Consider the following 26,506-nt stretch of genomic DNA (forward strand, 5'->3'; position numbering starts at 1 on the left):
TTAAGCCATCAGCGAATACACCAACGCCGTAATCGCCACCAGACCAACCGCCGTGACAAACACGTTGGACGCCTGCCCACGGTATTTGGCCATGGCCGGCACTTTGCGGATAGCGTACATCGGCATCAGGAACAGGATCGACGCAATCACCGGGCCGCCGAGGGTCTCGATCATGCCGAGGATGCTGGGGTTGAGCGTGGCGACGATCCAGCACACCACCAGCATGAAGGCGGCAGTCATACGGTCCAGGGTCTTGGCGGCCGGGCGGAGACCGGTTTTAAGCACCAAGCCCTTGAGGCCTTCACTGGCACCGATGTAGTGCCCCAGGAACGACTTGGCGATTGCCACGAACGCGATCAGCGGCGCGGCGAACGCGATGGTCGGGTTGTTGAAGTGGTTGGCCAGGTACGACAGGATCGACAGGTTCTGCGCCTTGGCTTCGGCCAACTGGGCCGGCGACAGAGTCAGCACGCAACTGAACACGAAAAACAGCACCATCGCCACCATCAATAGGTGCGCGCGGGACAGGATCTGCGAGCTGCGCTCATCGGCATTGGCGCCGTATTGGCGCTTCTGATCCACCGCGAACGCCGAAATGATCGGCGAGTGGTTGAACGAGAACACCATCACCGGAATCGCCAGCCACAGCGTATTGAGCAACGCCGATGGCGCCGGCACCTCGCGGGCGGTGCTGAGGATGCCGCCGGTCCAGTGCGGCACCAGGTACACCGCCAGGAACAGCAAGGCGACGATAAACGGATACACCATCAGACTCATGGCCTTGACGATCACCTGCTCGCCGCAGCGCACCACGGCCAGCAGGCCCAGGATCAGCACGAACGACAGGATCGCCCGTGGCGGCGGCAGGATGTGCAGTTGGTGCTCCATAAAACTGCCGACGGTGTTGGTCAGCGCCACGCTGTAGATCAGCAGGATCGGGAAAATCGCGAAGAAGTACAGCAACGTGATCAACGCCCCGGCCTTGATACCGAAATGCTCTTCCACCACGTCGGTAATGTCGGAGCCTTCACGACCGGACAGCACGAACCGCGTCAGGCCACGGTGGGCGAAGAACGTCATCGGGAATGCCAGCAGCGCCAGGATCACCAGGGGCCAGAAGCCGCCCAGTCCTGCGTTGATCGGCAAGAACAAAGTACCGGCGCCAATGGCGGTGCCGAACAGGCCGAGCATCCAGGTGGTGTCCTGGCGGCTCCAGCGCGTGAGGGTTGCAGGTGTCGTTGCATAGCGTTCGTCGACGCTATTGGCCTGATCATTCATCCAGTCGGATCTCCGCATTTACACAGCCGGGACGAGTCAGAAAAACCTGACAGGCAGCGCCCCGATCGTAGAAGGGGCCGGATTGTCCGGGATTCTCGTGGAGAAGCAAAGACTTAGCTGAGGAATGGTTGACCGGTGCAGCCGCAAACAGTCACGAACTTGCCCGATCCCACGAGCAGTAAATTTTCCTTCCCGATAAAACGCTCTGTCTTACAAATCCAGCATACTGGTCCTGTCTACCCTCCAAGGAAGAGCCTTGCGATGACCACCACTGTTCTGGTCCTGGTTGAAACCATCAACGACTACCTGCCCATCATCGAAAGCAACGACTTTCATGTGATCCTGGCGCCGACGCCCGCCGAACGCGCCCACGCCATCAAAGCCCACGGCGGGCAGATCCAGGCCGTGCTGACCCGTGGCCCATTGGGCCTGTACGCCGAGGAAATCGCCGCCTTGCCACAGCTGGAGATCATCTGCGTGATCGGCGCCGGTTATGAACACGTCGACCTGCAAGCCGCCAGCAATCGCGGGATCGTGGTTACAAACGGCGCCGGCGTGAATGCACCGTCGGTGGCCGACCACGCCATGGCGCTGTTGCTGTCACTGGTACGCGGCATCCCGCAGAACGACGCCGCCGTGCGGCGCGGCGAGTGGCCCAAAGTGATGCGCCCATCCCTGGGCGGCAAACACCTGGGCATTCTCGGGCTCGGCGCCGTCGGCCTGGAGATCGCCAAACGCGCGGCCTTGGGCTTTGGCATGGAGATCAGTTACCACAATCGCCAACCTCGGGATGATGTGGACTACACCTACTGCGCCACGGCCCTGGATCTGGCGCGCACCGCAGACTTCTTGATTCTGGCCACGCCCGGCGGCGACGGCACCCGGCACCTGATCGACCGGCGCGTACTGGACGCCCTCGGCCCCCATGGCTATTTGGTGAACATCGGACGTGGCAGCGTGGTGGTCACCGCCGACCTGATTGCCGCCCTCGAACAGCGGCGCATCGCCGGTGCGGCGCTGGATGTGTTCGACGACGAACCCAAGGTGCCCGACGCCCTCAAGCGCCTGGGCAATACCGTACTCACCTCCCATGTCGCCGGGCTGTCGCCCGAGGCCGCCCATGACACCGTGCAGCGCGTGGCCGACAATCTGGTGGAGTATTTCGCCGGGCGCCCGGTGCTCACCCCGGTCGCCCTGCCCCCGCCCGTAAAATGACCGATCAGGCACGTTGATCATCCTGCAACACGCTAACCTATTAAACCGCCCCGACCTTGTGGCTGGGCGGTGGCGCGCATTAGATTAGCCAATAGTCCGAGGCCTTTAGAATAAGCAGAAGGGATAAGCATGGCGCTGAACGACCAATCCACCCAGATTCGCCCCGGCGAGGAACTTGATGCCGGCCTGATCGATCCCTACCTCAAGGCCCACATCCCGGGGTTGAGCGGCACGCCCACCATCAGCCAGTTTCCCGGTGGCGCCTCCAACCTGACTTACCTGCTGGAATACCCCGATCAGGAATTCGTACTGCGCCGCCCACCTTTTGGGCACAAAGCCAAGTCCGCCCACGACATGGGCCGCGAGTTCCGCATTCTCAACCAACTGAAGGATGGCTTCCCCTACTGTCCCAAGGCCTACGTGCATTGCACCGATGAGTCGGTGATCGGCGCCGAGTTTTATGTGATGGAGCGCGTCAACGGCATCATCCTGCGCTCCGACCTGCCCGCCGAGCTGGGCCTGGACGCAGCGAAGACTCAGGCACTGTGCAAAAGCTTTATCGACAAATTCGTGGAACTGCATCAGGTCGACTACACCGCTTGCGGCCTGGCCGACCTGGGCAAGCCCGAAGGCTACGTGGCACGGCAGATTCGCGGCTGGAGCGACCGCTACGAAAAAGCCCTGACCCCCGATGCGCCAAAATGGGAGGCGGTACGCGCGTGGCTCAACGACAAGATGCCGGCCGATCACCCCACCTCCAGCATCGTGCATAACGACTACCGCTTCGACAACGTGATCCTCGACCCGCATAACCCGATGCAGATCATTGGCGTGCTGGATTGGGAACTGACCACCTTGGGCGATCCGCTGATGGACCTGGGCAACACCCTCGCCTACTGGATCGAAGCCGCCGACCCGGCGCCGGTGCAATTGATGCGCCGCCAGCCGAGCAACGCGCCGGGCATGCTCACTCGCCGAGAATTCGTTGACTACTACGCCGAACGCGCGGGCATCCGGATTGATAACTTCGATTTCTATTACACCTACGGCCTGTTCCGCCTGGCCGGCATCGTGCAGCAGATCTACTACCGTTTCTTCCATGGCCAGACCCAGGACAAACGCTTCGCGCAGTTCATCCAGATGAACGCATTGCTCGAGCAGATGAGCCTGAATGTCATCAGCAAATCAGCCCTTTAAGGAATCCCCATGTCCAAGACCCACCTGTTCGACCTCGACGGCAAGATCGCATTTGTCTCCGGCGCCAGCCGTGGCATCGGCGAGGCCATCGCCAAGTTGCTGGCCCAGCAAGGCGCCCATGTGATCGTGTCCAGCCGCAAGCTCGAAGGCTGCCAGCATGTGGCCGATGCGATCATCGCCGACGGCGGCAAGGCCACAGCGGTGGCCTGCCACATCGGTGAAATGGAGCAGATCAGCCAAGTATTCGCCGGTATTCGCGAGCAGTTCGGGCGCCTGGACATCCTGGTCAACAACGCCGCCACCAACCCGCAGTTCTGCAATGTGCTGGACACCGACCTCGGCGCGTTCCAAAAAACCGTGGACGTGAACATCCGTGGCTACTTCTTCATGTCGGTGGAAGCCGGCAAGCTGATGCGCGAAAACGGCGGCGGCAGCATCATCAACGTGGCCTCGATCAACGGCATCTCGCCCGGCATATTCCAGGGCATTTACTCGGTGACCAAGGCCGCGGTGATCAACATGACCAAGGTGTTCGCCAAGGAATGCGCCGAGTTCGGTATACGCTGCAACGCGCTGCTGCCGGGCCTGACCGACACCAAATTCGCCTCGGCGCTGGTCAAGAACGACTCGATCCTGAAAATGGCCCTGGCGCAGATCCCCCTCAAGCGCGTAGCCGACCCGAGCGAGATGGCGGGTGCAGTACTGTTCCTGGCCAGCGACGCCTCCAGCTACACCACCGGCGTGTCGCTGAATGTGGACGGTGGCTTCCTGTCCTGAGTGCCGGCGCAGCGGTACAGATCGATTTGCGAGTAATCTTGGCGCCGATCGATCTGTCTCAGGATGAAACATGGAACTCCACATCGTCATCAACGGGCGTAAGGACCTCGCTGCGCAGCTTTATCAGCAGTTGCGCGAAGCCATCGCCGCCGGGCGTCTCACGGCAGGTGCGCAACTGCCGCCCAGCCGCTTGCTGGCCGAGCAATTGGGCGTCTCGCGCAAGACGGTGTCCGATACCTACGCCACGTTGACCTATGAAGGCCTGCTGGTCGGCAGGATTGGCCGCGGGACCTTCGTCAACGCCTGGGCACCACAACCTGATCGCGTACAAACCGCTACAGACCTGGCCTGCTCCGCCAACCTGGCGAAGTGGCAGGCACTGCCCTCGCCCATGCATCACCCCGCCAACGACAAGCGCCTGCGCTACGAATTTATCGGCGGCGCCACCAGCCGCCAGCAGTTCCCCCTGGATGAATGGCGGCGCTGCACCCAGCATGCCCTACGGCGTATCGCCGAGCACAGCGGCTTCTACAGTCAACCCGAAGGGCTGCCGGCGTTGCGCAGTGCCATCGCCGGGCATATCGCGTTTTCCCGAGGGGTCAAATGCCGCGACAGCGACATCGTGGTCACCAACGGCGCGCAACAGGCACTGGACCTGCTCGCCCGCGTGGTGTTGGAACCGGGCAGCATTGTCGCCATGGAAGACCCCGGCTACACCCCCGCGCGCCAACTGTTCACGGCACGGGGCGCCCATGTCGCCAGCGTGCCCGTGGACGCACAGGGTATCCGGGTCGACCAGATCCCCGACGGCACGCGCCTGATCTACGTCACCCCGTCCCATCAATTCCCCCTGGGCATGCCCATGAGCCCGGCGCGCCGCGAAGCCTTGCTGGCGCGTGCGTTCGACCTGGGTGCGATCATCATCGAAGACGACTACGACAGCGAATTCCGTTACGAGGGCCGCCCTACCGACTCCCTGCAAAGCCTGGACAGTCGCGGCGTAGTGGCTTACGTCGGCACCTTTTCCAAGACCCTGCTGCCCGAGTTGCGCCTGGGCTACGTGGTGCTGCCACCGGCGATCCACGGCGCGGTGCTCAAGGCCAAGCAACTGACCGACCAGCACAGTTCCACGCTGCCGCAGTGGGCATTGGCCAAGTTCATCAGCGAGGGCTACCTGCTCAAGCACATCCGACGCTGCCACACGGTATACGCCGGACGCCGCGAACGTATCCTGGAGCGCCTGGCGGGCGATCTGTCGCCATGGTTCGAAACGGTGCCCACAGTGGCGGGGTTCCACCTGGCGGCGCTGTGCAAGGTGCCGGTCAATATTGCGCTGCTACGGGAGCTGGCGCGCCAGGTGGACGTCGGCCTATACCCACTGGAGGTGTTCTTCCATGACACGCCGGTGCGTGCAGGCTTGATTGTCGGGTTCGGCGCCATTGAACTGCTGGATATCGACCCGGCCCTGGACAGGGTGCGCGATATTCTGCTGAAGATTGCGTGACGTTCTATAACCCGGCCGCCGGGCTTGATTTTGGGTCAGTTAACGAGAGGTCGACTGACCCAGCGTCATCGGGGGCAAGCCCCCTCCCACAGTTTCAATCGCCCGATTCGGCAATTCAGGGGCGCTTGAACTGGCGCCGCAGCGCTTCAATCTGCGGGCGGCATGCGCATCCTTCGAGATGGTCATTGACCATCCCCATCGCCTGCATCAGCGCATACATCGTGGTTGGCCCTACAAACGTCCAACCACGCTTCTTCAGCGCCTTGGACAATCGCACCGAGGCCGGTGATGTCGGGTTACCCGTCCAGTAAGCCAGGTCCACCACGGCCGGGCGCTCTTGCGGGCCGGGTTCGAAGGCCCATAACCACTGCGCCAGAGAACCGGTCTCGTCCACCAGTTCACAGGCACGCCGCGCATTGTTGATGGTGGAGACGATCTTCGCTCGATTACGCACGATACCCGGGTTCTGCATCAGACGCAGGATGTCCGCCTCGCCGTACTGCGCCACGCGGCGAAAATCAAAGCCGTCGAACGCTGCACGAAACTGCTCGCGCTTGCGCAGGATGGTGATCCACGCCATCCCCGCCTGAAACCCTTCCAGGCAGATTTTCTCGTACAGCTGACTATCATCGGCCACCGGCACGCCCCACTCATGGTCGTGGTAATGCAGGTATTCCGGCGCGGCACCGCGCCAGGCGCAGTGTCGGTGCCCGTGCTTATCGGTGCTCAAACCTGGTGTGTCCATTCGCCCCCCTTCTGTGCCGAGCGCCGGATGATAAGCGAAAAATTTCGCACGCCGCCAACCGCTCAAGCATCGCCCTTACCGACCCACTGGTCAGACCGGGACCTGCCAACCGCCGAATTATTACTTGTGATTTCAAAAAAACCCGGCGTAGACTGGCCCCGCACTGGACTTACCGGTATGACCACAACAATTAAGCCCTGGAACCACCAGGGCGCCGAATAGAGATCCCTCCCATGCTCAGATGGTGCTCGCGTTCGATTTTCCTGCAAGTCGTGATCGGCCTGATGTTAGGCGTTGTTTGCGGCCTGGCCCTTCCCGAATTCTCTTCGCAACTCAAACCCCTCGGCGACGGCTTTATCAAACTGATCAAGATGCTGATCGGCCTGATCGTGTTCTGCGTAGTGGTCAGCGGCATTTCCGGCGCCGGCGACCTGAAAAAAGTCGGGCGCATCGGCCTTAAGTCGGTGATCTATTTCGAAGTGCTGACCACCATCGCGTTAGTGATCGGCCTGGTTATGGCGTTCAGCACCGGCATCGGCACCGGCGCCAATATTCATCTGGAACAGCTTTCGTCCGCCGGCCTGAACGAACTGGCCGACAAGGGCCAGCACATCCGCGGCACCAGCCAATTCCTGATGGACCTGATCCCCAACTCAGTGATCGGTGCGTTTGCCGACAACAACGTGCTGCAAGTCCTACTGTTTTCAGTGCTGTTCGGCAGCGCGCTGAACCTGGTGGGCGAAGCGGCGTCGGGCATTTCGCGACTGATCAACGAATTGAGCCATGTGATTTTCCGCATCATGGGCATGATCGTGCGCCTGGCGCCCATTGGCGTGTTCGGCGCCATCGCCTTCACCACCAGCACCTACGGCCTGGATTCCCTGCAACACCTGGGCAGCCTGGTGGGCCTTTTCTACCTGACCTGCTTTGCCTTTGTCGGCGTGATCCTCGGCGTGGTGATGCGCCTGTCGGGCCTGCGCATGCTGCCGCTGCTCAAGTACTTGCGTGAAGAGCTGCTGATCGTGATGGGCACCGCCTCTTCCGACGCCGTGCTGCCTCAGATCATGCGCAAACTGGAGCACTTGGGTATTGGCAGTTCCACCGTGGGCCTCGTGATTCCGACCGGCTACTCGTTCAACCTCGACGGGTTCTCGATCTACCTGACCCTGGCCATCGTATTTATCGCCAACGCCACCGGCACACCGCTGTCGATGACCGACCTGCTGACCATCCTGCTGGTGTCGCTGATCACCTCCAAGGGCGCCCATGGCATCCCCGGTTCGGCGCTGGTGATTCTGGCGGCCACCCTCACCGCGATCCCAGCGATTCCGGTGGTGGGCCTGGTGCTGGTGCTGGCGGTGGACTGGTTTATGGGCATCGGCCGCGCATTGACTAACCTGATCGGCAACTGCGTCGCCACCGTGGCCATTGCCCGCTGGGAAAAAGACATCGACCTCCAGCGCGCCAATAAGGTATTGGACGGCCAGCAGGGTTATGCCTTCCAGGCCAAGAAACCGGTATTGCCGGCGCACCAGGAATTCTGAAGGCGACACTACCCAGGTGGGAGCGGCAAAACTGCTCCCACCGTATCTGCATCATCAAGGAGCCATCGACGTGATCAGCACCTCAACCGTCGTCAATTCAGTGGTAGAAAAACTACGCGCCGCCCTGGCGCGGGGTCAGTGGCGCCGTGGTGAAATGCTCCCCGGCCAGCGCGAACTGGCCGAACAGCTGGGCATCAGCCGCCCTAGTCTGCGTGAAGCGGTGATCGTACTGGAAACCCTCGGCCTGGTGCGTTCCATGCCCGGCAAAGGCGTGGTCGTGTTAGAGACCAGCGTCAGCGATCCGCAGTCCAGCGACGCCGTAGCCGACGCCAGCCTCGAAGATATTCTGCAACTGCGCTACACCCTCGAACCCTTTATCGTCGGCCTGGTGGCCCAGTCCATCAGCAGCAAGGAAGTCGGCCAGTTACGCCTGACCCTGATGGACATGCGCGAAGCCCTGGACGCCGGCGATGCCGAAGCGGGCCTGAACGCCTATGTCGATTTTCATGAAGAGCTGTTCGCGCTGACTTCCAACCCGATCTTCCAGAACGTGGTGCAGCAGACCCGCAACGCCCTCAAGCAAAGCGCCCAGGTGCTGCGTAACTCGCCTGAGCACCTGGCCGAACGCCTGCAGGAAAACGAAGCCGTGGTGCGCGCCATACGTAACAAGAACAGCGCCCTGGCCAGCGCCGAAATGCGTCGGCATATCCTCCAGGAAGGTCTGCGCATGGGCATCGCCCTGAACATCCCGGATGACCATCTCGGCAGCTGATTTTTTGGAGACCGGCCATGACCGCCCACGCCTTGCAACGCAACCCGAGCCTGCCTGCCCTGCGCCTGGTGGCCGGTAAAAAACCCTCGGTGGACGACATCTACCCGCGCCTGTTCGACGCCATCCTCGAACAACGCATCGCCCCGTCCAGCCGCTTTACCGAAGAAGGCCTGGGCGAAACCTTCGGCGTGAGCCGCAGCGTGATTCGCCGGGTGCTGGCCAAACTGTCCCATCAGCAGGTGATTATCTTGCGTCCCAATCAACGCGCCCAGGTCGCCGCGCCGGACAGCCTGCAAGCCCGACAAATCCTCGAAGCCCGGCGCATGACCGAAGTCACCGTGGTGCAATTGGCCTGCGCCCAGGCCACACCCGCGCAGATTCGCCCCTTGCGCGATCTGATCGCCCGCGAACGCGAGTGCATTGAGCGCGACCAGCGTGGGCCGGCGATTCGATTATCAGGGGAGTTTCATTTGCAGTTGGCCGCGATCGCCGGTAATGCGCCGTTGGCACAGTTCCTCAACAGCCTGGTGCCATTGACATCGTTGGTCATCGCCCAATTTGAAGCAAAAGCCTGCACGTATTGCGCGTGGCAGGAACATGTGGCGATTGTGGATGCGATTGAGCAGCGCGACTCAAACACTGCGGTGAGCCTGATGACCCAACACCTGGATCACCTGGAAAGCAAACTACTGAAACATCACTGACCTTCAGATAATGAAGATCCAAATATGGGAGAGGGCCTGCCCCCGATGGCAGTGTGTCAGCCAACCTGTACATGACTGATACACCACCATCGGGGGCAAGCCCCCTCCCACAATTTTGTACGCGCCAGGCTGGGTGCCAGGGTGCTTTCTATGCCTCTTGCTGGCCAAGCCCGCATACAAACCTGAAGCCAACTGAGACCCAAATATGGGAGAGGGCTTGCCCCCGATGGCAGTGTGTCAGTCAACCTATACATGACTGATGCACCACTATCGGGGGCAAGCCCCCTCCCACAATTTTGTACGCGCCAGGCTGGGTGCCAGGGTGCTTTCCATGCCTCTTGCTGGCCAAGCCCGCATACAAACCTGAAGCCAACTGATGCCCAAATATGGGAGAGGGCTTGCCCCCGATGACAGTGTGTCAGCCAACCTGTACATGACTGATGCACCACTATCGGGGGCAAGCCCCCTCCACAATTTTGTACGCGCCAGGCTGGGTGCCAGGGTGCTTTCCATGCCTCTTGCTGGCCAAGCCCGCATATAAACCTGAAGCCAACTGAGACCCAAATATGGGAGAGGGCTTGCCCCCGATGGCAGTGTGTCAGCCAACCTATACATGACTGATGCACCACTATCGGGGGCAAGCCCCCTCCCACAATTTTGTACGCGCCAGGCTGGGTGCCAGGGTGCTTTCCATGCCTCTTGTTGGCCAAGCCCGCATACAAACCTGAAGCCAACTGAGAACCAAATGTGGGAGGGGGCTTGCCCCCGATGGCAGTGTGTCAGCCAACCTGTACATGACTGATGCACCACTATCGGGGGCAAGCCCCCTCCCGCCAACCTTTGGGTGCCAGGGTGCTTTCCATGCCTGTACGCGCCAGGCTGGGTGCCAGGACTGATGCTTTCCCACAATTTTGTACGCGCCAGGCTGGGTGCCAGGGTGCTTTCCATGCCTCTTGCTGGCCAAGCCCGCATATAAACCTGAAGCCAACTGAAGCCCAAATGTGGGAGGGGGCTTGCCCCCGATGACAGTGTGTCAGCCAACCTATACATGACTGATACACTGAAGTGCGCCCCAAAAGTTGGACACCTATCCAACTCTTGGGGCTTTTTCATGAGCAAGTACACGACGCAGTTCAAGCTTTCCGCCATTACGGCTTTTCTTGAACGAGGCCGGGGTTTTCGCCGTATCGCCGCTCAATTTCAAATGGACCCCACCTTGCTTCGCCGTTGGGTGGAGGCTTACCGGCTGCACGGTGAGGCCAGTCTGAGCAGTGCCGGTGGGCGTTACAGCGCGCTGTTCAAGTTTTCCGTTCTGCAACGCATGTGGCGCGACTCCCTCTCCTTGCGCCGCGCAGCGGCGCTTTTCAACCTGGGTGACTCCACCCAAGTGGGCAGATGGCAGCAGCAGTATTACAGTGGCGGTATTGAAGCCCTGGCCTCAGGGAAAAAGGACTGAATACCGCTATGCCAAAGCCACCTGCCAAACTGCGTAAATCTGCCGCCCCCTTACAAAAGAGGAGCTTGCGCACAAAGCCCTGCTGGATGAACTTCAGTATTTGCGCATGGAGAACGCCTACCTAAAAAAGCTTGGAGAGTTAGGCGAGGCGGTGATCAGGCGGGAGAACGAAGCGAAGAAAAAGCTCGAATAGTCACTGAGCTGAGACAAAACTTTCCGCTGGCGGACCTGCTCAAACTGCTAGGGCTGGCGCGAAGCACGTACTACTACCAACTCAAGGTCATGGGCGTTGCGGACCGCTTCGTCTCAGTCAAAGCCTCGATCCAGAGCCTTCAGGAAGAGCATAAAGGGCGCCTGGGCTACCGCCGTATGACGCTGGAACTGCGCAAAGAAAGACTACAGATCAACGGTAAAACGGTACGACGATTGATGGGAGCGTTGGGGCTCAAATGCACGGTGCGACCAAATACAGAGCATATAAAGGGCCGATGGGAGAAATCTCACCCAATACCTTGGCTCGTCGGTTCGAAGCCGAAAAGCCGAATCAGAAATGGGTGACGGATGTCACCGAGTTCAAAGTGGCAGGTAAAAAGCTGTATCTGTCGCCGATCTTGGACTTATACAACGGAGAAATCGTGGCTTATCAGACCGCCATACGCCCCCAATATGCCCTGGTTGGCGACATGCTGGAGCGAGCGCTCGAGCGCCTGCCTGAGGGCGCTAAACCCATGCTGCACTCGGATCAAGGCTGGCACTATCGATACTCGAAGTATCGCGAGCGACTAGAACAGGCGGGGCTGGAACAAAGCATGTCACGCAAAGGAAACTGCTATGACAACGCCACGATGGAGAGCTTCTTCGGCACGTTAAAGTCAGAGTTTTACTACCGCGAAAGCTTCGACAGCGCGGCTCAGTTGCAGGCTGGACTGGATCAATACATCCATTACTACAACCATAAGCGAATCAAAACGAAGCTTGGCGGACTGAGCCCTGTAGAGTACAGAGCCCGTTCCGCTGTAGCCTAGACAATTACTGTCCAACTTTTGGGGCGCACTTCACACCACTATCGGGGGCAAGCCCCCTCCCACAATTTTGTATGCGCCAGGCTGGGTGCCAGGGTGCTTTCCATGCCTCTTGCTGGCCAAGCCCGCATACAAACCTGAAGCCAACTGAGAACCAAATGTGGGAGGGGGCTTGCCCCCGATGGCAGTGTGTCAGTCAACCTATAGATGACTGATACACCACTATCGGTAGCAAGCCCCCTCCCCCAGGTGTTTCACCGGGACATCAAGCCGATTGCAGCACCGACTGACCGCTCATTGCCAGGTCCAGCAGTTCACGGTTGGCCACGGCGTACATGGCGTAGTCCGTGCCGACCGCGGCACGAATTTCCACCATCATCGCGCGCCAGCGATCGGCCATGTCCTGGTGCTGCTCAAGCCACAGGGCCACGCGGGCTTCCATGTCTTGTGGCGCATCGGCCATTTGCAGTACCGAAATGGTGATCGCGCGCTGCTGCCAGTCCACATCGTCGCGGAACGCTTCGCGGGCCTGAGCCTGCCAGTTGTTGGCCACGGGCAGATCGCTGATCTGCTGCAGGTACCACGGCAGGTCCAACGCGCTGCCTACAGCGAAGTAGGCCTTGGCCACTTCGGCAGCATCGTGCCCGGTGACGTCGGCGGCTTCGATGATCGGCAACAAGGTGTACAGGTGCGTGGTGCCTGCCACCATACGCGCCAACAACTCCGGCACGCCGGCTTCGGTGTACGCCTGGTAGCGGTTCTGCCAGCCTTCGCGAGTCGGGCCTTCCAGCAGTTCGTCGAGTTTAAGACCCAACGCAGCCAAGTGCGGACCGAAGTGTGCGGTGTCGCGACCAGCATCCTGCTCATTACGGCGGCTGCGCAGGAACCAACGCGTGGCGCGGCGGCCCAGGCGCATCAGCTCGTCCATCAGTTCCAGTTGCACGTCGGCGGAGACCTGATGATCCAGGGCTTCGATCTGACGGAACCAGTGCGGGAGATGGAAGATGTCACGCACGATCACATACGCGCCGGCCACGTTCGCCGGGCTCATGCCGGTCGACTCTTTGAGCCGCTGCACAAAGGTGATGCCCATGTGGTTGACCAGATCGTTGGCGATCTGGGTGCTGACGATCTCGCGCTTGAGACGGTGACGACGCATGGCCTCGCCGAACTTGGCCACCAGGCTCGGTGGGAACGCGGTCTCCATGTCACGGGTCAGGTAGTCGTCGTCCGGCACCAGCGACTTGAGCAAAGCTTCCTTGAGGTCGATCTTGCTATAGGAGATCAGCACCGACAGTTCCGGACGGGTCAGGCCCTTGCCAGTGGAGGCACGCTCGGTGAGCTGCTCCTCGGTCGGCAGGTACTCAATGGCGCGGTCCAGTTTGCCACGGCCTTCCAGGTCGCTCATCAGGCGCTTGTACTCGGCGGCACGCTCGTAGGCTTTGCGCGCAGCCAGGGACAGGGCCTGGGTCTGCTTGTAGTTGTTGCCCAACACCAGGCTGCCGACTTCGTCGGTCATGCTCGCCAGCAACTGGTTGCGCTGCTTGTCGGTCATGTCGCCGGCCTGCACCACTTCGTTGAGCAGGATCTTGATGTTCACTTCGTGGTCGGAGCAGTCCACGCCACCGGCGTTGTCGATAAAGTCGGTGTTGGAACCGCCGCCATTGAGACCGAATTCCACACGACCCAGCTGGGTCATGCCGAGGTTACCGCCCTCGCCCACTACCTTGCAGCGCAGTTCGTTGCCGTTGACCCGCAGCGCGTCGTTGGCCTTGTCGCCCACGTCGGCGTGGCTTTCGGTGCTGGCCTTGACATAGGTGCCGATACCGCCGTTCCACAACAAGTCCACCGGCGCCTTGAGCAAGGCGTTCAACAGTTCGGTCGGGGTCAGCTTGTCGGCCTGGATATCGAAGCGTTCTTTCATCTGTGGCGAGATCGCGATGCTCTTCGCGCTGCGCGAGAAGATACCGCCACCTTCGGACATGATGCTGGTGTCGTAGTCGGTCCAGGCCGAACGCGGCAGCTCGAACATGCGCTTACGCTCGACGAAGCTGGTGGCCGGGTTCGGGTTCGGATCGATAAAGATGTGCAGGTGGTTGAAAGCTGCGACCAGTTGCAGCTTGTCGGACATCAACAGGCCGTTACCGAATACGTCGCCGGCCATATCGCCGACGCCGACGACAGTGATGCTGTCTTCCTGCACATTGATGCCGCGTTCACGGAAGTGACGCTGCACGCCGACCCACGCGCCCTTGGCGGTGATGCCCATTTTCTTGTGGTCATAACCGGCCGAACCACCGGAGGCGAACGCATCACCCAGCCAGAAGCCGTAGTCGATGGCGATGCCGTTGGCGATGTCGGAGAAGGTCGCGGTGCCTTTGTCCGCCGCTACGACGAGGTACGGGTCATCGTCGTCATGACGCACGACATTGGCCGGCGGCACCAGGGCGCCGTCTTTCAGGTTGTCGGTGATGTCCAACAGGCCGGAGATGAAGATGCGGTAGCAAGCGATGCCCTCGGCCGCGATTTCGTCGCGGCTGCCGCCCAGTGGCAAGCGACGCGGCAGGAAGCCGCCCTTGGCACCCACCGGCACGATCACCGAGTTCTTCACCTGCTGGGCTTTTACCAGGCCCAGCACTTCGGTACGGAAGTCTTCTTCACGGTCGGACCAGCGCAGACCGCCCCGCGCAACGTTGCCGAAGCGCAGATGCACGCCTTCGACCCGTGGCGAGTACACGAAGATCTCGAACTTCGGCACCGGCTTGGGCAGCTCGGGAATGGCGCGCGGGTCGAACTTGAAGCTGAAGTACGACTTGTTCTGGCCGTTGGCGTCGGTCTGGTAGAAGTTGGTGCGCAAGGTGGCCTTGATCAGGTCCAGGTAGCGACGCAGGATGCGGTCTTCGTTGAGCACCTGAACGTCGTCCAGGGCGCTGAGGATCGCTTGTTCCAGACGCTGCTGCTTGTCTTCCAGGTCGTCGGCGGTGAGTTTGCGCGCCAGGTAGAAGCGGGTCTTGAACAACCGAGTCAACTCGCGGGCGATGTCGGTGTGGTTGTTCAGAGTGCTGGCGATGTAACCCAGGTCGAAGCCCAGGCGGATCTGCTTGAGGTAACGGGCGTAGGCACGCAGCAGCGCCACATCGCGCCATGGCAGGCCGGCGGTGAGCACCAGGCGGTTGAACGCATCGTTCTCGGCATCGCCATGCACGATGTGTACGAAGGCGTCCTGCAGGGTGTCGTTGAGCTGCTGGATATCCAGGTTCACGCCTTCGGCGGCGATAAACGCGAAGTCGTGGATCCAGAACTCGCGGCCATTGGCGTGGCGCAGGCGGTACGGGAACTCACCGAGCACGCGCAGGCCGAGGTTTTCCAGGATCGGCAGCACGTCGGACAGCGCCAGCGGCGTATCGGCGTGATACAGCTTGCAATGCAGCTCACGCTGGCCAGACACCTGGCCCAGCGGCTGGTAGAAGCTCATCACCAGCGGGTTGGCTTCGGTGAGGCTGAGCAGGTGCTGCATGTCGACCACCGCCGAATGCGCGGCGAAGCGCTCGCGGAAGCCGGCCGGGAAGCCTTTCGGGAAGTCCGCCAGCACGTTGGTGCCGTGGGCTTCGCCGAAGCTTTCCACCACCAGGCTGGCGTAGTCGTCCTGCCAGCTGCGGCAGGCCTGGATCACTTCTTTTTCCAGTTGCAGCGGGTCGATGTCCAGGCGGTTCTTCGGGTCGACCCGCAGAATCAGCTGCACGCGAGCCAGTACGGACTCGGAGAAGAAGGTCCAGAATTCGCAGTCGCTGGCCTTGAGGCGCTCCATCAGGACTTGCTGGATCTTCTGGCGCACTTCAGTGGAATAGATGTCGCGCGGCACGTAGGCCAGGCAGTAGCAGAAACGACCGTACGGGTCTTTGCGCAGGAACACGCGGATCTTGTTGCGTTCCTGGATCTGCACGATGGACATCACGGTGCTGTACAGCTCGTCCACCGGGGTCTGGAACAGGTCGTCACGGGGCAGCACTTCAACGACTTGCGCCAGCTCCTTGCCCAGGTGCGCCTTGGCCTGGAAGCCCGAGCGACGCTCGATCTCCGCGACCTTGCGGCGGATATAAGGAATCACACGTACGCTTTCGCCATACACCGACGAGGTGTACAGGCCCATGAAGCGGCATTCCTTGATGACCTTGCCGTCGGCGTCGATCTCGCGGATCGACACGTAGTCCGGATAGGCCGGACGATGCACGCGGCTTGGGTGTGCGGCCTTGGCGAACGACAATACGGTCGGCTCGCGCAAGTACGACACGGCGTAGTCTTCGATGCGCAAGTCTTCGGCGGTGAGGCCGGCGCGCAGCAACTTGGTCAGACCGAGGAACGAGCTGGCGTCATATTCGATATGACCGCCGTCCGCCTCGTCACGTACCACAAATTCTTCGTAGCCCAGGAAGGTGAAGTGGTTACCTACCAGCCACTCCAGGAAGTTCTTGATCTCGGCTTTTTCTTCGCCATCGATGCTGAACTGACTGGCGTCGATACCGGCCAACAGGTCTTGGACCTTGGCTTTCATCGGCTCGAAATCGGCCACGGCCACGCGCACTTCGCCCAGCACCTGCTCCAGCTCTTTGCTCAGCACGCTCAGTTCGGCGGCATTGGCGCAGCGGTCGATCTCCAGGTACATCAGCGATTCTTGCTGGATACCTTCGCCCTGAGTGCCTTTGGCCAGGATCTCCTGCAGCTCGCCCTTGCTGCCGCGACGCACGCTGAGCACGGTGGTTTGCAGGGTGTGGATGCTGTAGCCACGACGGTTCAGCTCGGTGCGCACCGAGTCCACCAGGAACGGCAGATCGTGGTGCAGCACTTCGACCGCAGTGTGGGTCGACTGCCAGCCGTGACGTTCGTAATCGGGGTTGTAGACCCGCACTTGCGGTTGGGTGTGGTCAAAGCGCTCAAGCAGGCGCCAGGCAGACAGGGTGCAACCGGCCAGGTCGGAAAGGCGACGCTGGGTCAGTTCGTCCAGGGAAATGATGCCGAAGAATTGTTCAGCGAACAGCGCCACTTGTGGCAGTGCCTGTTCACTGATGTGCTGCGCCAGTGCCGCTTGCAGTTGGTGCTGGAAGTCGGCCTTGCTGGCTGCGGTGAAGAACGCCATCTGTGGTACTCCGCTTGGGCTTGTTATTGATGGAAGCGTCGCGTGTTATCCCCTGGTGGGGAGACCGTCGGCTCTGTTCGTGGGTAACCATAAACGAAACAGGGCGACAGGTGGGTGAAGCTGGACAAGACAGTCAGGTCACATACAACTTCCATAAGATGCGCACCTGCCGGGTGACGGTACGACGGGCAGGTCAGGCGCCTGGAACGTGCGCATCCGTTGCGCAGCTTAACGAGTGTAGAAGGACTGCTCTTGCAGCGCTGCGACATATTCGGTCATCGGTAAGCAGGGCCAGGGTTGCGACGAGTGCAACCGAGGTTGAACGGTAAAAATTCAGTGCATTTAAACGATAAAAGCGTCAGAAATGACTGATAGACGTCGCACGGTCATCCGCCCAAGCCGACGCAGCATGCAGCACAAACGTTCGCGCAATGGCACAATTGCCAACGCCGTGCCCTTCCCCAGACAGGATTTCCCATGCTGCAACTGAAAACCGACGCCCTTATGGCCACCCCATGCGACGAAGAAGAAGACAACATGGCCATGCTGTGCTGCCACGGCAAAAACGGCGAGATGTTCATGCTCAGCCGTTATCCGGACGAAGACGAGGTGGAGCTCACCTGGGATTACGAGCCGTCGACCCTGGATGGACTGAAGGTCACCCTGAGTGATACGACGTTGCGCATCGAGCTGGCTGCCGGCGATGCCGATGCACTGGGGGGCAAGGATCATTTGGAGATCACCCACGCCACTGCCGCCTCTGACCTGGCCGAGGTGGAGCAAACTTTGCAGAACATCCTCAAAGGCACCGGCACCTACACCCGGGCTTAAGGGTGGGAGGGGGCTTGCCCCCGAGAGCGATGCGTCAGTGACAGTGGGCTAACTGACCCACTGCTATCGGGGGGCCAGTCGAATCGTCGCACCGCCCCTCTCCCATTGAGAGTGTTCACAACAGCAAGCGCACCTTCGCACAAAATTCCTACAAGTTTTGCCAAAAATACCCGTTACGCCGTTAGTCGCCACGCCCCTCGATGCATTAAAGTAGTGCCCCCCAGCCCGGTGTTTGTTTCTTAGCACGCGGGCTCATCTTTCCAGGAACCGTCATCGATGGAACATCGTGAAGCGCTGCTCGCGCTGCGAACCTTTCTTTCTACGCAGATTCTCGGCCAGGAAAAGCTCATCGAGCGCCTGCTCATCGCCCTGCTCGCCGACGGTCATATGCTGGTAGAAGGCGCGCCGGGCCTGGCCAAGACCAAGGCCATCAAAGAGTTGGCCGAGGGCATCGAAGCGCAGTTCCATCGTATCCAGTTCACCCCCGACCTGTTGCCCGCCGACATCACCGGCACCGAAATCTATCGCCCGGAAACCGGCAGCTTCGTGTTCCAGCAAGGGCCGATCTTCCACAACCTGGTGCTGGCGGACGAGATCAACCGCGCGCCGGCCAAGGTGCAATCCGCGCTGCTTGAAGCCATGGCCGAGCGCCAGGTCAGCGTAGGCCGAAGCACCTACGACCTGTCGCCGTTGTTCCTGGTGATGGCCACGCAGAACCCCATCGAGCAGGAAGGCACCTATCCACTGCCCGAAGCCCAACTCGACCGCTTCCTGATGCACGTCAAAATCGGCTTTCCCGACGCCGCCGTGGAACGGCGCATCCTCCAACAGGCCCGTGGCGAAGCGCTCAACGGCGAAACCAAGCCCGAGCGGCGCGTCAGCCAGCAGGCGATCTTTGCCGCGCGCAAGGAAATCCTCGGCCTGTACATGGCCGACGCGGTGGAGGAATACCTGGTGCAGTTGGTCATGGCCACGCGCACCCCGGCCAAGTTCGACCCGGAAATGGCCGAGTGGATCGCCTATGGCGCCAGCCCGCGCGGTTCTATCGCCCTGGATCGCTGCGCACGCGCCCATGCCTGGCTGGCTGGGCGCGACTTTGTCAGCCCCGAAGACATCCAGGCGGTGCTGTTCGACGTGCTGCGCCACCGCATCATCCTGTCGTTCGAGGCCGAAGCCGCCGGGATCGATCAGGACCGCGTGGTGCAACGCATTCTCGACGTCGTTGCCGTCGCTTGAAATTGATGAATGCCAGCGATGGAATCCGCGTCACGCTCAGCGAGCTGATTGAGATGCGCCACCGCGTGCGCGAGGTGCAGCTGTTTTCCACGCCCAGCCAACGCAGCCCGCTGATCGGCCTGCACCATTCCAAGCTGCGCGGACGCGGCGTGGACTTCGACCAGGTGCGCGTGTACCAGGCCGGCGACGACGTGCGTACCATCGACTGGCGCGTCACGGCGCGCACCCAGGAACCCCACACCAAGCTGTTCCACGAAGAGCGCGAACGCCCGATTTTCATCATGGTGGAGCAAAGCTGCCGGCTGTTTTTCGGCTCCGGCCAGATGTTCAAGTCGGTCCTCGCCGCCCAGGCCGCCAGCCTGATCGGTTGGGCGGCGCTGGGGCATAATGACCGGGTCGGCGGGCTGGTGTTCGGCGACAACGAGCACTACGAAATCAAGCCGCGCCGCAGCAAGCAAAGCCTACTGCAATTGCTCAACCGCCTGGTGCGGGTCAACCAGAGCTTGAACACCGACACCCGGCCCGAGGCCGACGCCCTGGGCATGGCCCTGCGCCGTGGCCGCGAAGTCCTGCGCCCGGGCAGCCTGGTGATCGTGATCTGTGACGAACGCGCGCTGAGCGAAGGCGCCGAGCAGCAATTGAGCCTGCTGTCGCGCCATTGCGACCTGCTGCTGTTGCCGATCTCCGATCCCCTCGACCATGCGCTGCCTGCCGCCGGGCTGCTGCGCTTCGCCGAGCGGGGCGCGCAACTGGAACTGGACACCCTCAATTACGACCTGCGCCAAGCCTACAAGGCCCAGGCCGAAGCCCGCAGTGCGCGCTGGGAATTACTCGCGCAGAAACTGCGGGTACTGCTGATGCCCTTGAGCACCCAGAGCGAAATGGTCGAGCAGTTGCGCGAATACCTCAACCCACAACGCCCGGTTAAAAAGCAATGAGCAGCCTTGAGCAACTGCAACCGCTGATCGCCCCGCCGGCCATAGGTTTTTGGCCGCCCGCACCGGGTTGGTGGCTGCTGTTGTTGCTGATTCCCCTGCTCGGCTGGGGCGTGTGGTCGCTGCGTCGCTTTCTGCCGACGCGCCGCCCGGTAGTGCGCGCCGAACAACCGCTGGACCCTTTACGCATCGCCGCCCTCGCCGAATTAGCGCTGATGCCCAAACCCTACGACGGCGCGCCCGCCGGGGCTTGGCTGCAACAACTTAATGGCCTGCTCAAGCGCCTGTGCCGCAACGACTACCCCTACAGCCAGAGCCACACCCTCAACGGCCGCAAATGGCTGGCGTTCCTCGACAACCGCTGCCCCGCCGCCGGCCTGACGCGCTGGATGGTCTTGGTGGAAGGCGCCTACAAACCCGAATGCAAACTCGACGACAAGGCCATCGCCGGTCTGACCCAAGCCGTCGACACCTGGATTCGCAAGCATGTTTGAGTTCGCCTGGCCGTGGATCTTCCTCCTGCTGCCGCTGCCCTGGCTGATGCGCCAAGTCTTGCCCGCCGCCGACAGCGGCGAGCCGGCGCTGAAAGTCAGCTACCTCAGCGACCTCGAAAGCCTGGCCCGGCGGCGCGCGCGCTCCAACCTGCCGGGCTGGCGTCAACAGGCACCGTTCGTGGTGTTGTGGCTGTTGCTGTTGACCGCCGCCGCGCGCCCCGAATGGCTCGGCGAACCGCTGCCGATCGCCGCCAGTGGGCGCGACCTGTTGGTGGCGGTGGATGTGTCGGGCTCCATGGATTTCCCCGATATGCACTGGCAGGACGAAGACATCAGCCGCCTGAACCTCGTCCAGCACCTGCTCGGCGACTTTCTGGAGAGCCGCGAAGGCGACCGCGTGGGCCTGATCCTGTTCGGCAGCCAGGCGTATTTACAGGCGCCGCTGACCTTCGACCGCCGCACCGTGCGCACCTGGCTGGATGAAGCGCGCATCGGCATTGCCGGCAAGAACACCGCCATCGGCGATGCCATCGGCCTGGCCTTGAAACGTCTGCGCCAGCGCCCGGCCCAGAGTCGCGTGTTGATCCTGGTCACCGATGGCGCCAACAACGCCGGGCAGATCGACCCGCTGACCGCGGCGCGGCTGGCTGCCGAAGAAGGCGTGAAGATCTACCCCATCGGCATCGGCGCCGACCCCGAACAAACCGGGTCACTGGGCATCCTTGGGGTCAACCCGAGCCTGGACCTCGACGAACCGGCGCTCAAAGCGATTGCCGAGGCCACTGGCGGTCAGTACTTCCGGGCCCGCGACGGTGCAGAGCTGCTAGCCATCAAAGAGGCCCTGGACACCCTCGAACCGGTCGAGCAGCAACCGACCCAGGCCCGCCCGGCACTGGCGCTGTACAGCGCGCCGTTGGCACTGGCGCTGATTTTGAGCCTATTGCTGGTGATCCAGGAGCGCTGGCCGGATAACGCGTTGCAACGCGGGTTCGACAAGTTGGCGAGCAAGGGCATGTTCCTGCAACCCAAGCCGCAGTGGCGCCAACGCCTTAAACGCCTGCGTTTGCGGAGGCGTCGATGATCGACCTATGGCCGCACTGGTTCCGCCCCTGGTGGCTATTGCTGCTGCCGCTGCTCGGCTGGTTGCTATGGCAACTGTGGCATCGGCAAAAACGCGCCGGGCGCTGGCAGATGATCCTGCCGCCGGCCTTCCACGGGGTGCTGCTCAGCGGCGGCAACGGGCGCGAAAGCAAATCGCCGTGGGTGGTGCTCGGTATCGCCTGGCTGCTGGCGCTGGTGGCCTTGCTCGGTCCCAGTTGGCAACGGGTGGAGCAGTCCAGCCAGAAACCGTCCGACCCCTTGGTGGTGCTGCTGGAATTGACCCCGGAGATGCTCGCCACCGACAGCCCGCCGAACCGCCTGGAACAGGCGCGCCGCAAGTTGTATGACTTGTTGCAGGCCCGCAGCGACGCGCAGACCGCCATCGTGGTTTACGCCGGCAGTGCCCACACCCTGGTGCCGCTGTCGGACGACCTGGCTACCAGCGGCAACCTGCTGGAAGCCTTGCGCCCCTCGATCATGCCCGAGCCCGGCCATCGTGCGGACCTGGCCGTGGAAAAAGCCCTGGGCTTGCTGAACCAGGCCGGCCTGGGCCAAGGACGGCTGTTGCTGATCGGCTCTTCGCTGTCCAAGCCGGAACGCCAAGGCATCCGTCTGCTGCTGCAAAGTGCCCAGGCGCCGAGCCTGTCGATCCTCGGCATCGGCAGCCGCGAGGGCACCCCGGTGACCCAGGAGAATGGCGAGTTCCTCAAGGACGAACAAGGCGCGATCCTGGTGCCGCGCCTGGACAGCCCGACCCTCAAGGCGTTTGCCAGTGAAATGGGCGGCCGTTACCGCGCCGCGCGGCTGGATGATAAAGACCTGCGCCAACTCGGCATGCTGGATGCGCCGCAGACCTTGCGCGACGACGGGCAACGCCTGCGCCTGGATACCTGGGCCGACCAGGGTTACTGGCTGCTGCTGCCATTGCTGCTGCTGGCGGCCTGCGCCGGTCGCCGCGGCTGGCTGTTCTGCCTGCCTTTATTACTGCTGAGCGCACCGCAACCCAGTTACGCGTTTGAGTTGACGGATCTGTGGCTGCGCCCGGACCAGCAAGGCCAATACCTGCTCAAGAAACAACGCCCGGCCCAAGCCGCCGAGCGTTTCGAAGACCCGCAGTGGCAGGGCGTGGCGCTTTACCAAGCCGGCAACTACGCCGAGGCGGCCAAGCGCTTTGCCCAAAGCAATGACGCCTACGCTCACTACAATCGTGGCAATGCCCTGGCCAAGGCCGGCGAGCTGGAGGCGGCGGTGGACGCCTATGATCAGGCGCTGGAAGCCCAGCCCGATCTGCATCCAGCGTTGAAAAACAAAGCCCTGGTGGAGGCCTTGATACAGGAACAGGCCCAGGCGCAGGCCGAGCAAAAGCCCGAGTCACCGGCGGAAAATCCGGATGACGAACCCCATCAACCGGGCCAGACTGCGCAACCGGGCGCCGACGGGCAGACCGGCACCGGCGGCGAAGCATCCCCCCAGGGCCAGGGCGAGGCCGGCAACGGCGATCCCCAGGCCGGCGCCAAACCGCCTAGCGGCGACAATGAAGTCCCGGGCAGCGAGTTGGGCGACGAACAAACCACGACGCCACCGCTGCGCCGCACCGATGCCAGTTTGGATGAACAGCGCCAGGCCCTGGAACAATGGCTGCGGCAGATCCCGGATAACCCCGGCGAACTGCTGCGGCGTAAATTCTGGTATGAACAGCAACAACATCAGGACAAGACTCGATGAGCCGCCCCACCCTTCTGCTTCTGCTCGCGTTGTCGGCCAGCACCGCCCAGGCGGCGAACCTGGTCGCCAGCGTTGACCGCAGCCGCCTCAATTCCGGGGAAACGGTGGAACTGACGGTGGAATCCAGCGATGTCACACAGTTCGGCAAGCCCGACCTGTCGCCCCTGGATGCGCAGTTTGAAGTCAGCGGCACGCGGCAGATCAACCAGCTCACCACCCTGGGCGGTGACAACCACGCCACCACGCGCTGGATCATCACTTTGCTGCCCAAGGAAAACGGCACCGTGGTGATCCCACCGCTTCAAGTGGGCGCGCTACAGACCCAGCCGATTACCCTGCAAGTGATCGAAACCGCCAGCCAGAACACCAGCGCGGAACTGGCGCCGGTATTCGTCGAGGCCAACCTCGACCAGTCCAGTGTGTACGTTCAGGCCCAGGCGCTGTTGACCGTGCGCGTGTACCACTCGGTTTCGCTGTATGACGACAGCAGCCTTACACCGTTGCAGATCGCCGATGCCCGCGTCGAGCAACTGGGAGAATCGCGTACCTATGAAAAAGTCATCAACAGCATTCGTCATGGCGTGATCGAAACCCGCTATGCGATCTACCCGCAGCACAGCGGCAGCCTGGAGGTCGGTGCTCAGACCTTCAGCGCCACCCTGGTTGAATCACGCCCGCCTCAGGAAAATACGCTGCAAGGCACCAAGCCGGGCAAGCTGATCCACGTCAGCTCCGCGCCTCTGCAATTGACCGTCAAGCCCAAACCGGCGCTCTACCCGGCCGATGCCCCGTGGCTGCCGGCCCGTAGCCTGACCCTGAGCGAAAGCTGGAACCCCGAGCCGCAACAGTTGCAGGTCGGCGACTCCCTGACGCGCAGCCTCACGGTCAAGGCCGAGGGCCTCTCCAGCGCACAACTGCCGGCCCTGCCCAGCACAGAAATCAGCGGCCTGCGTCGCTACCCGGATCAACCGGTGCTCGGCAACCAGACCAGCGACCGCGGCCTGATCGGCAGCCGCGAAGACCGCGAAGCCCTGGTGCCCAGCCGCGCCGGCGCACTGGAGCTGCCCGCCGTCGATGTGGTGTGGTGGAACACCCATGAGGACCACCTGGAGCGCACCAGCCTGCCGGCGCGCACCCTGCAGGTGGCCAATAACCCGAGCCTGATGGTGGACACCCCCGCCACCCCCACCATCATCACTGCTCCGGACGATAGCCGCCTGTGGCTGTGGCAACTGAGCACTTTGCTGCTGGCCTGCACCACCTTGCTGGGCTTCGGCCTGTGGTGGCGCGCCCGCCGACAACCAGCGGTGCAACGCGCGGCGCAAACCGGTCCCAGCCCGCGCACGTTGCTCGATGACCTCAAGCGCGCCACCCAGGCCAACGACCCGCAGGCGACCCGCCAGGCGCTGGATGCCTGGGCGCGGCAACAACCGGAAACCCTGGCCGACATGGCCGCGCGCTTCGTACCGCTGTCGGATGCGTTGGATGGCTTGAACGGTGCGCTCTACAGCGAAAGCGGCCAGTACTGGCTGGGCGAAGACTTGTGGCGCGCGATCAAGGCCATCCCCATGGCTGAACGTGAAGCGGACCCAACGACGGACACCACCAGTTTGCCGCCGTTGTATCCCAAATAGCCCCCTTCTATTTGGCCTGTGATGCCTGATCAACAGTGTCTGCACCTTGGACCGGGCGTTAGTTAGACTGCCATTGGTGACCTTTCGTCGCCACTGTCAATTCTGACAGTTACCCACCCCACCCGAATGCGGGTTTGATTCTCCTTGCATAACGCGCCAGTCCTGAGCGCGCTCCCAGCCAGGAGATTCATCATGTCCGACACCCCCCTTGACCCCGAGAACAATTCGATCTCGGGCGGTCTACCCGCCGCGTCGCTTCCAGTGCCCTATCAATCACCCAGCCTGGAACGCCCTGAACCGCGACGAATTGAAGACCTGGATCACCCATATTCGGCCTTCCCCTGGGTTGACCTCCAGCTCGCCGCCCACCCTGAGAATGCGGCCTACGGTCTGGGTATCCGCCATGTACGACCTTATGCGCTGTTCGTGTTTGAAAACTGGCAGAATCTCAACTTTCTCGACTATTTTGCTTTTTATCTTGAAGACCTGACTTTTCCCGTTGCCGAAGATTACGTGTGGAGTTCGGCAAATCCCCAACAGTACCTGGCCATCCCCTCCGAATTTATTCCTGAAGGTGAGGTGTCCAGTTATGGTCGAGTGATTCGCATAGGCAGTGGCAATGAAAGCACCTCTCCTGTGCGAACCCTTTTGATCAAGACCGACCGCCCCGGTGGTGTGGACAAAGACCCCGGCATTCCGTGGCATACCGGCCTGGTCATGCGCGTAGAAGGCTTCCCCGAAGGATCGAATATTGGCGCAGGCGATGTTGTGGGCGGCCTTTGGTGCCTGATTGATCTGTACGAACACATCCGCCAGAACGATGTCATCGAGCTGTCCTGGGATGGCGAGTTTGTGCAGCATACCGTGAGCCCGGCTGAGGCGGCCGGTCAGGACCGATTCGGGTCTTTGTGCCCAAATCGATCATTGATAAGGGAGGGCAACTTGGGAAAGTGACCCTTCGGTTTCGTGTGCATGATGTGGTGGAAAATTTTTCCGGGGAAAAGTATCAGTATTCCAAACCTTATTTCCTGGACGCCGAATTGGACCCTTCGCTGTTGGGGCCGCCGATTTTCCTGGTGGACGGCGAAGAGCTCGAATCCAGGCAGATCGACTTCGATACCCAGAGTGGCTCAACCTTCGAAGTGATCGCCCTTACAGACAAACAGTTTCCGTCCCCCTCCCCAGGCATCAGATCATTGTGA

Annotated in this window: 19 protein-coding genes and 1 pseudogene; 17 read left to right on the forward strand and 3 right to left on the reverse strand. The window is 61.7% G+C overall.

Annotated features, from left to right (window positions below):
• Complete coding sequence (locus HRH33_RS15140; protein WP_167418039.1) at positions 1-1,278, reverse strand: serine/threonine transporter; 1,278 nt, start codon at positions 1,276-1,278, stop codon at positions 1-3.
• Between the two features lie 261 nt (positions 1,279-1,539).
• Here HRH33_RS15140 and HRH33_RS15145 point away from each other — a divergent pair, with 261 nt between their 5' ends.
• From HRH33_RS15145 to pdxR, 4 genes are all read left to right on the forward strand, one after another.
• A complete protein-coding gene (locus HRH33_RS15145; RefSeq protein ID WP_167418040.1) occupies positions 1,540-2,493 on the forward strand; it encodes a 2-hydroxyacid dehydrogenase in 954 nt (317 codons plus the stop codon).
• Positions 2,494-2,622: 129 nt separating this feature from the next.
• The gene (locus HRH33_RS15150; RefSeq protein WP_034098205.1) at positions 2,623-3,690 is read left to right on the forward strand and encodes a phosphotransferase family protein; all 1,068 of its coding nucleotides are present in this window, start codon (positions 2,623-2,625) and stop codon (positions 3,688-3,690) included.
• Positions 3,691-3,699: 9 nt separating this feature from the next.
• A complete protein-coding gene (locus tag HRH33_RS15155) occupies positions 3,700-4,467 on the forward strand; it encodes an SDR family oxidoreductase (RefSeq protein WP_034098207.1) in 768 nt (255 codons plus the stop codon).
• A 70-nt stretch (positions 4,468-4,537) separates the two neighbouring features.
• Complete coding sequence (gene pdxR, locus HRH33_RS15160; protein ID WP_167418041.1) at positions 4,538-5,971, forward strand: MocR-like pyridoxine biosynthesis transcription factor PdxR; 1,434 nt, start codon at positions 4,538-4,540, stop codon at positions 5,969-5,971.
• A gap of 115 nt (positions 5,972-6,086) precedes the next feature.
• Here pdxR and HRH33_RS15165 read toward each other — a convergent pair whose 3' ends face one another.
• Positions 6,087-6,716 carry a DNA-3-methyladenine glycosylase I gene (locus HRH33_RS15165; RefSeq protein ID WP_167418042.1) on the reverse strand — a complete coding sequence of 210 codons (630 nt, stop codon included), beginning with the start codon at positions 6,714-6,716 and terminating at the stop codon, positions 6,087-6,089.
• A 218-nt stretch (positions 6,717-6,934) separates the two neighbouring features.
• Between HRH33_RS15165 and HRH33_RS15170 the strand changes: the two genes are divergently transcribed.
• The 4 genes and pseudogenes from HRH33_RS15170 (at position 6,935) to HRH33_RS15185 (ending at position 12,217) form a co-directional block, all read left to right on the forward strand.
• Entirely contained in the window at positions 6,935-8,260 is a 1,326-nt protein-coding gene (locus HRH33_RS15170) for a C4-dicarboxylate transporter DctA (protein WP_169867879.1), read from the forward strand.
• Between the two features lie 70 nt (positions 8,261-8,330).
• Positions 8,331-9,032 carry a FadR/GntR family transcriptional regulator gene (locus HRH33_RS15175; protein WP_034098214.1) on the forward strand — a complete coding sequence of 234 codons (702 nt, stop codon included), beginning with the start codon at positions 8,331-8,333 and terminating at the stop codon, positions 9,030-9,032.
• A gap of 17 nt (positions 9,033-9,049) precedes the next feature.
• Complete coding sequence (locus HRH33_RS15180) at positions 9,050-9,736, forward strand: GntR family transcriptional regulator (protein ID WP_167418043.1); 687 nt, start codon at positions 9,050-9,052, stop codon at positions 9,734-9,736.
• A 1,111-nt stretch (positions 9,737-10,847) separates the two neighbouring features.
• A pseudogene (locus HRH33_RS15185) lies at positions 10,848-12,217 on the forward strand (IS3 family transposase).
• 262 nt (positions 12,218-12,479) lie between these two features.
• Here HRH33_RS15185 and HRH33_RS15190 read toward each other — a convergent pair.
• Positions 12,480-17,348, reverse strand: coding sequence for an NAD-glutamate dehydrogenase (locus HRH33_RS15190; protein ID WP_094066594.1), 4,869 nt, complete (start codon positions 17,346-17,348; stop codon positions 12,480-12,482).
• A gap of 477 nt (positions 17,349-17,825) precedes the next feature.
• Between HRH33_RS15190 and HRH33_RS15195 the strand changes: the two genes are divergently transcribed.
• The 9 genes from HRH33_RS15195 (at position 17,826) to HRH33_RS15235 (ending at position 26,506) form a co-directional block, all read left to right on the forward strand.
• Positions 17,826-18,179 carry a hypothetical protein gene (locus tag HRH33_RS15195; protein WP_034138344.1) on the forward strand — a complete coding sequence of 118 codons (354 nt, stop codon included), beginning with the start codon at positions 17,826-17,828 and terminating at the stop codon, positions 18,177-18,179.
• 276 nt (positions 18,180-18,455) lie between these two features.
• A complete protein-coding gene (locus HRH33_RS15200) occupies positions 18,456-19,415 on the forward strand; it encodes an AAA family ATPase (protein ID WP_017479925.1) in 960 nt (319 codons plus the stop codon).
• A 5-nt stretch (positions 19,416-19,420) separates the two neighbouring features.
• Entirely contained in the window at positions 19,421-20,353 is a 933-nt protein-coding gene (locus HRH33_RS15205) for a DUF58 domain-containing protein (protein ID WP_034098225.1), read from the forward strand.
• Complete coding sequence (locus HRH33_RS15210) at positions 20,350-20,844, forward strand: DUF4381 domain-containing protein (protein ID WP_167418660.1); 495 nt, start codon at positions 20,350-20,352, stop codon at positions 20,842-20,844. The genes HRH33_RS15205 and HRH33_RS15210 overlap by 4 nt, the downstream gene beginning before the upstream one ends.
• On the forward strand, positions 20,837-21,925 hold the full coding sequence (locus tag HRH33_RS15215) for a vWA domain-containing protein (RefSeq protein WP_167418659.1): 1,089 nt from the start codon (positions 20,837-20,839) through the stop codon (positions 21,923-21,925). The genes HRH33_RS15210 and HRH33_RS15215 overlap by 8 nt, the downstream gene beginning before the upstream one ends.
• The gene (locus HRH33_RS15220; protein WP_167418658.1) at positions 21,922-23,670 is read left to right on the forward strand and encodes a tetratricopeptide repeat protein; all 1,749 of its coding nucleotides are present in this window, start codon (positions 21,922-21,924) and stop codon (positions 23,668-23,670) included. Before HRH33_RS15215 ends, HRH33_RS15220 begins: the two co-directional genes overlap by 4 nt.
• Positions 23,667-25,304 (forward strand): BatD family protein, encoded by a 1,638-nt coding sequence (locus HRH33_RS15225; protein ID WP_167418657.1) that lies wholly within the window; start codon positions 23,667-23,669, stop codon positions 25,302-25,304. Before HRH33_RS15220 ends, HRH33_RS15225 begins: the two co-directional genes overlap by 4 nt.
• A gap of 192 nt (positions 25,305-25,496) precedes the next feature.
• On the forward strand, positions 25,497-26,258 hold the full coding sequence (locus tag HRH33_RS15230; protein ID WP_173603516.1) for a hypothetical protein: 762 nt from the start codon (positions 25,497-25,499) through the stop codon (positions 26,256-26,258).
• Positions 26,255-26,506, forward strand: coding sequence for a hypothetical protein (locus tag HRH33_RS15235; protein WP_173603517.1), 252 nt, complete (start codon positions 26,255-26,257; stop codon positions 26,504-26,506). Before HRH33_RS15230 ends, HRH33_RS15235 begins: the two co-directional genes overlap by 4 nt.

Source organism: Pseudomonas rhodesiae (genome assembly GCF_013285305.1).
Lineage (GTDB): Bacteria > Pseudomonadota > Gammaproteobacteria > Pseudomonadales > Pseudomonadaceae > Aquipseudomonas > Aquipseudomonas rhodesiae.